The following is a 6,000-nucleotide window of genomic DNA, read 5'->3' as shown; positions in this document are numbered from 1 at the left end:
AAGGAGATTCCGATCCAAGCGTCTCTCTCACTTCCTTGGCTCTCGAAGCCATCAATGTGCCGCCCTTCGAATTTTCGATAAAAAATTCGAGCGAGGTCCAAAACTTGATCGCTTCCATTGCCGCCTCTTTATGCTCCGAAAGCGAAGTGATGCCGAAATAATTGGGAGAAACTTGCGAGCCGACTTCAGTCAGGCCGGGTAAAACCGGATATGAAACCATGTCCCAATCGAGCGCCGAAAACTCTTTCGTCAGTGCAAGCGGAGCGGCTGCCGTGTACAAAAGCATGGCAACGCTGCGCTCCTTGCTAAACGATGACCAATCCGGTATTTTCCCTATTTCCTTGTATGCTTTCGTAAATACGGGATTTAAAACTACGGTTTGGATCAGTGTCTGCCATTGCGCGCTTGTATGAATCGTCGGAGTTCGCTTGGTCCCGTCCACCAAGGGCAAAGAATAGGGATTCCAGCCGATCATCGCCCCCGTTCCATGGCTGCCGATACCGTAATATTGCACGCTGCCGTCCAAACGTGTCATTCTGTTCGCCAAATCGAGCGTTTCCGCCCATGACATCCCGTCTTTCGGGTAGGACACTCCGAACATATCGAAAAGCGTCTTGTTATAGTAGAGCAGCAGGCTGTTCATCTTGACCGGCAGGCCGTAAAGCTTTCCATCGAACATCTGCCTCATCGATTCGATGGCCGTCGGCTCCAGATGGCCGATATCGACGTTATGTTTGCGGATCAAGTCGCTCATGTCATACTTCAGATCGTAATCGAGCAGCGTCTCCTCGAAACCTCCCCGCGAATTGGTGTACAAATCGAACTTGACGCCGGCCGCCAGCAGTTCGGGAATCGTCGTGCCGTCGGCCTTCGATGTTTGAATGTACCGCAAATCGAGATGAGGGTATTTTTTGCGCAGCGGTTCCAAATAAACCACTTCCATCTCTTCTAGAGGGGAAATGGACACCAACGTTAACGGAACCCGTTCCGCCGGATTTTCCTTAGCCGTTTGAGGAACATCGGCTTCCTCTATCGGCCCTCCGCTGCAAGCGCCAACAATAGCGGCTGTCCCTGCTAGAAGGATTAGCAACCTTGCTCTCTGTTTGAACATATGGACACCCTCGCATTTTATTATTCTGGTTTAACCCCCGCATCCTTCAACATGCGCTCGGGTTGCATTCGAGAAGCGGCGATTCGCTGATCGATTAACTTGGTTGGATGTGTGATTAATGCGTCCCGCTCTTATAGATCCCCATATCCCATACGTTTCCTCTCGAGTTGCCATCGTAATCGGATGAAATATCAATGGACTGTCCATCCATCAACACAAACTCCGGGATGGCTTTGCCAGCACCTATGGCTGGGCTTCCCGCTTCCAGATGCCAATTCCCTTCGGCCAAGTCGGAAAAATCCGGATCTGCATATACGCCGTTCAGTTCTTGCCCGGCAGGCAAGCTCGTGTTGTTGTAATAGAGGTTATAGTCGTGTACCAAGTTAACCGGCTGCTTGGTACCAGCCGCGATGACGGCCTTGTCCGTTGTATTCATGATGATATTGTTCATGAACACCGGATTTAAGTTGTCCGGGTCCCAATCCCAACCGACCTGAGGCAGAGTGCTTCGAGGGCTGTACAAGAAAATGCCGTTCCTTGTGCCGATCACAATATTGTTGTAAGCCGCGCTGTCCTTTGAGCCCACGAAGCCAATGCCGTTGTTGATACTGGGTATCCCGTTCCGTGTTTCGGCCACAACGACATTATTGTACACGACCATATTCCAGGCTTCGTAACCGTTTACGCTGGGATCGCGAGCCGAGTCATGGCCGGTAGATCCGCCCATGTAAATTGCTCCTTCCGCCATGTTCACGTTATGGTTATGGACATAGTTGTTGTACACCTCAATATCCGACGAACCGCCTTTGGCCAATAGCCCGACGCGTCCAACGTCATAAATCTCATTGTTTCGAATGGTGCTGGATTGGACGTTGACAAAATCGATGCCTTCGTGACCCATATCGTAAATGAGGTTTCCATCGACCAAATAATCGGAAACGAGATACCCTTTTACCCCTTCTTCAAAAGCGTTGTGAATTTTATTGCCAATAACATGAACGTGATTAGCCCCTTCTCGCACCTGGATGAAAATATCAGACGTATTCGTTCCCCGCTGATCTTGCGTCATTTCAAAATCTTGCAGCGTAATATAAGGAGTGCCGGTCAAGATAACTTTGGGGGATGGTAAATTCCGAAACTGAATGACCGCTTTATGTTTGTTGCGTGCCTTGAATACAATTCGTTCGTCTGCGGTGCCGCCTTGCTTGAAAACGGCCGGGCTAAACTCGATATAGTCGCCGTCCTCAAATATAACCGTGTTCCCTCGCTGCGCCAGCCGGGCCGCTTTAGCCATCGTCTTCCACGGCTTATCTTCGGTTCCGGGGTTCATATCGGAGCCCCTCGGGGAAACATAGTATGTCTCGCCCGGCACGGTGCCGGGATCGGGTTCGCCCGCCCCCGCGGGCGCATCGATTTTCGCTACACTTATATCGTCGATCTGTATATCCGACTGGTAAAGCGCTGCTGCAATTCCTCCGTTCTGCAGTTGCCCGTCTGACCCGGCCAACTCCAGCTTGCCGTTTAAGTAAACCTGAATGGCAGTTCCATTTATAACCAAACGTACATCGGTCCATTCCCCGATTGACGGATGCCATTCCTTCTCCTCCAGCGGGGTGACGACGCCGGCAACCTTTTTTTTCAGTCCGATGTAGCCTTTCTCCGGACGGATCTCCAACAAGTAATAGTTATTGACATCGGTGTACCGGGCATACAACGATAACCAGCCTGACGGATTATAAGACTGAACGAACTTCACCCTTGTGTCCATCCGATAACTTACCCAACCCATAGACCCTGCGTAAGAGCGGGATATGCCGCTGCTTGAAGATGCATTCGGGTCGGTAAATACGCGATTGCCTCCCGGTGTTTCTTCTACTATCCCCATTGTTCCCGTCTGCACGGTCCAAGCGCCGCCTCCACTTTCAAACTGCTCTGTGAACAAAATCTCTCCCACCTTCGGTACTGTATTTGCATAAATCCCCATATGCACAGGTGCTGTTCGGACATTCCCGTTAGCATCCAGGTCGACGTCCAGCGTCTCACCGTAAAAACCGGTAACGTTCAGAGCAGTTCCTGCACCGGCAGCCGGGCTGTCTTCCCGCAGATACCAGTCATGGTACGGATCAGTCAGCAGCGGATCCCCGTAGATCCCATTTGACTCGACCGGAGCATTCGCACAGTTGTAGTACAAGTTGTAATCGTGCGCAGAATCGATTGGCGGGTTTACCGTGTGAATGGCATTCCCGGTGCAGCCCGAAAAAATATTGTTGGCAAATGTCGAAGAAGTCGGGACCGGCGCCCATCCTGTTGTCGCCCCGCCCCCATTGGAGTAGCTGACCCCGTATTTGGCATCGACGACGATGTTATGATAAACAGCGCTGTCCACGCTCCCGATAAACGCGAACGCAGTATCGATCAGCCCCGGCTGTTCCGCAACCAAGGTGTTGTTCCAGGCAACCGCATAATAAGCTTGGTACCCGTACGTGTCATACGCTACTGAAGGGGGATAACTTCCGCCTAAAATAATGCCGTTCCTCATCAATTTGTCGATGGCACGTATGCGGTTATTGGAGATTTGGGCGCTGCGTGTGCCTGCCGGCACCAGAATGGCGGCACTGACCTCGCGAATCTCGTTGTCTGCGATGACTGGCCGATCGATATTCGCCAAAACGACGCCGAAGTTGACAAAATCGTATATTTCGTTGCCGACCACCTCAATCCGCTCGCCTTTTAAGGCTTGCACAGCCTTGCCGCCGGCACCGTGAATGGAATTACCGCTGACGATACAGTGAGAGCAGTCGCTCATGTCGATGAATACATCCCCGCTTGTTGTTCCACTGACTTCCTGGGTTATTTCAAAATCGAAGATGGAGATGTACTGCTTATTCGTCAACACGATTTTGGATGTTGTATTCAAATTGGAAAATAACAGTTTCGCCTTCTGTTTATTCCTTGCTTTGATCGTAATCGGTGCATGTTCCGCTCCGTTATTCGTAAACCTGGTCTGAGTGCTCACGTAAACGCCATCCTCAAAGATCGCGGTATCGCCGGCCTGTAGCGTTGCCGCAGCCTTTTTAAGCGTTTTCCATGGCGCCGTTTCCGTACCCGGGTTGGCATCGTTGCCAGCGGGAGCGACATAGTACGTATTGCCAGCCGCGTAGACTTCCCGGGTATCGGCGATTGTCATGCTTGCCAGCATGACGACCACGAATGCAAACAGAAGTACACATCCGGCTTGAAAGATTCTGTTTCGAAATTCCTTCATTCTACCAGCCTCCCTATGTAAGACTATTGATTCTTTTTGTATTCCTCGATCGCGATGTTCGCTTGATCCTCCGCTTGCAGCAAAGCGCTGTTGATGTCCAGTTTTCCTACATTTGTTTGTGTGAAGAAAGTACTGTACGTGTTTACGATCTTGGCATCATAAGGCGTTCTTTCCGGAATCGGTGCGAAATCATTGTAAAATACAGCTTTCATATTCCGGTCCCGGTAAGGAGACTCCTTGCCAAACTCCCGTTTGACTTGTTCCTTGTTCAGGACGGGCATAATGCCTTTGCGCGCCAGACTGGATTGGAATTCGTCGGAAACCATAAACTTGAGCACTTCCATCGCAGCGTCTTTCTGTTTGGCCATCTTCGTAATCCCGAAATAAGACGGGTACGATTGCGAGCCAATCCCGGGTTTAACCGTGGGCAGGGAGACGATATCCCAGTTTACTGCTTTCAGTTGTTCTTCCCATACATAGATCAGACTCGACAGGTACATCATCATGGCAGCGTTTTGATCTTTGACAAAAGCATTATTATTGTTAGGAACAGTTCCGGTTTGGGTCAACAGATTCGTATAACCAGACTCGGTTGTCGGACTCTTGAAGTAGGTTTCGTAGAACGTTTTCCAGCGCTCATCTTTATAAATGGTTGGTTTGTCTGTTTTGGCATCGATATTGGGGATCGACATCGGGTTCATGCGAATCGTGTGTGACGGAGAATGAACAAATCCCAAATACTGTCGGTTGCCGTCGTTGCGAGAAAGCCGAAGCGACAGCTTGACCATCTCTTCCCACGTCATGCCGTCTTTCGGGTATTCAACCCCAAATTTATCGAATATATCCTTGTTGTAATACAAAACCAGATTATTCGTTTGTACCGGGAGCCCGAATAGTTTGCCTCCCGAAGCCTGCCTCATCGCTTCGATGATCGTCGGCTCAAAACGTTTCAGATCGACCTGATGCTTGTTGATCAGCTCAGACATGTCGTATTCAATGCCGTAAGGAAAAGCCCATTCCTCGAAATTGCCGATCGACTGGAAGAAAATATCAAACCGCGTTTTGTTGGCAAGCAATTCATCCAGGTTGGTTCCTTGCGTTCTCGTGATATACTTGATGGAATAGTCAGGAAACTTCTGACGAATCAGGTCACCATACCGATAATCAAAGCTTGCTTCGGAGTCGCCGTTATTGGTGTAAAACACGATTTCCACAGGATCCCCTTTTTCGTTTTTGGGGCCGGGAGAATCCGGGGATGTTCGGGAGCCGTTGTCGGCATCTGCCTGTTCGGTTTGTGAACCGTTTCCTTCCGCTACGGTATGCGGTTTTCCGTTACAAGCCCCCAGCAAGGGTGTCAACGTCAGCAAAAACAAGAGGCACTTCAGAAAAGCGGCCTTTTCTTTCAACTTGGAACACCATCCTTTTTGTAATCGTGATAGATATCAATCGTAATGTTAGCGCTTACAATTTGAATTGCATGTTTTATTTTTTCCTCCGAAAGTTCAAAAACTAACGTTGTGTCGAACAGCGCTTTTCAGAAAGCGTTCCTGTAGGAAGCAACACTGGCTCATTTCTTTCCGCTTCCTCCCCCCTTTCTTTTGTTCAGCCCAATCAGCTCTAAGTT

At 49.8% G+C, this 6,000-nt stretch carries 3 protein-coding genes; all 3 read right to left on the bottom strand.

The features are described from left to right. Window positions 1–1,111 (bottom strand): ABC transporter substrate-binding protein (locus tag FE784_RS32405; RefSeq protein WP_218103847.1); only part of this gene is annotated, 1,111 nt, incomplete at its 3' end. Between the two features lie 115 nt (window positions 1,112–1,226). Then, window positions 1,227–4,376, bottom strand: coding sequence for a right-handed parallel beta-helix repeat-containing protein (locus FE784_RS32400; protein WP_139606398.1), 3,150 nt, complete (start codon window positions 4,374–4,376; stop codon window positions 1,227–1,229). 23 nt (window positions 4,377–4,399) lie between these two features. After that, window positions 4,400–5,782, bottom strand: a complete 1,383-nt coding sequence (locus FE784_RS32395) for an ABC transporter substrate-binding protein (protein ID WP_139606397.1) — start codon at window positions 5,780–5,782, stop codon at window positions 4,400–4,402. Window positions 5,783–6,000: the final 218 nt, after the last annotated feature.

It is taken from the genome of Paenibacillus hemerocallicola, from assembly GCF_006265175.1.
Taxonomy (GTDB): domain Bacteria; phylum Bacillota; class Bacilli; order Paenibacillales; family NBRC-103111; genus Paenibacillus_AB; species Paenibacillus_AB hemerocallicola.
The sequence above is the reverse complement of the archived record's forward strand: the minus strand, read 5'-3'. Positions and strand labels throughout refer to the sequence as shown.